We start from the raw sequence: 1,577 nt of genomic DNA, 5'->3' as shown, positions 1-1,577 counted from the left end.
CCACAACTCATCCCCTCAGTCTTCAACCTAAGTGGGTTCGGGCCTCCACGCGGTCTTACCCGCGCTTCACCCTGGCCATGGGTAGATCACTCCGCTTCGGGTCCAGAACACACCACTACACCAAACACTGTTGTTTGGATACGCCCTATTCAGACTCGCTTTCGCTGCGGCTACCCCACCCGGGTTAACCTCGCGACATGTCCCTGACTCGCAGGCTCATTCTTCAAAAGGCACGCCATCACCCCACGATTACTCGAGGGCTCTGACGGATTGTAGGCACACGGTTTCAGGTACTCTTTCACTCCCCTCCCGGGGTACTTTTCGGGTACTTTTCACCATTCCCTCACGGTACTAATCCGCTATCGGTCACTGGGAAGTATTCAGGCTTACCGGGTGGTCCCGGCAGATTCACAGCAGATTCCACGGGCCCGCTGCTACTCGGGGACACTATGACAACAGAGCACGTGTTTTCAGTTACGGGGCTCTCACCCACTACGGCAGGCCATCCCAGACCACTTCACCTAACACGAGCTTTTCTCACTGCTGCTCCGACCGGCGGATCGAAGAACACAGGCCCCACAACACCGCACACACAACCCCCGCCGGGTATCACATGCACGCGGTTTAGCCATCCTCCGCTTTCGCTCGCCACTACTCACGGAATCACACTTGTTTTCTCTTCCTACGGGTACTGAGAGGCCCCACAACACCGCACACACAACCCCCGCCGGGTATCACATGCACGCGGTTTAGCCATCCTCCGCTTTCGCTCGCCACTACTCACGGAATCACACTTGTTTTCTCTTCCTACGGGTACTGAGATGTTTCACTTCCCCGCGTTCCCCCCCAACGCCTATATATTCAGCGTTGGGTGACACGACATCACTCGTGCCGGGTTTCCCCATTCGGACATCCTCGGATCCACGCTCGGTTGACAGCTCCCCGAGGCATAACGCAGCCTCCCACGTCCTTCATCGGCTCCCAGTGCCAAGGCATCCACCATGCGCCCTAAAACACTTACAACACAAAACAGTTAATCCTCGGATCCACGCTCGGTTGACAGCTCCCCGAGGCATAACGCAGCCTCCCACGTCCTTCATCGGCTCCCAGTGCCAAGGCATCCACCATGCGCCCTAAAACACTTACAACACAAAACAGTTAAAAATTCTCGGAAGAATCAAAAATTGCATTATCTACACACACAAAAACCACCAACCCCCACAAAGAGAGCCAGCAGCCCTGCGCGCTAGATGCTCGCAACCACTATCCACAAATCAAACACCACACCCCACCACCAAAGACGGGGCAACAACACGCCTCCCACCACACACAGTGGCCAGGGAACAACGGGCCTGTTGTCTCAAAGCCCAATAGTGTGTCTGGCAGTTCCTCACCGCAATTGCAGCCGAAGCTCAATCCCGTTGCGGTTCAACGTTTGTCGTGCACCGACCGAGCACCCACTACAGGCCCCGGCACTGATCTCCCAACCACACTGATCCCACACGATGCGGGGGTGGGGGAATGAAATGGTGCTCCTTAGAAAGGAGGTGATCCAGCCGCACCTTCCGGTACGGCTA

General features: G+C 56.4%; 1 rRNA gene. It reads right to left on the bottom strand.

Annotated elements, in window-relative coordinates:
• Positions 1-1,023, bottom strand: a 23S ribosomal RNA gene (locus tag H7J93_RS09685); the annotation flags it as partial.
• Between the last annotated feature and the right edge of the window lie 554 nt (positions 1,024-1,577).

Source organism: Mycobacterium barrassiae (assembly GCF_025822765.1).
Taxonomy (GTDB): domain Bacteria; phylum Actinomycetota; class Actinomycetes; order Mycobacteriales; family Mycobacteriaceae; genus Mycobacterium; species Mycobacterium barrassiae.
The sequence above is the reverse complement of the archived record's forward strand: the minus strand, read 5'-3'. Positions and strand labels throughout refer to the sequence as shown.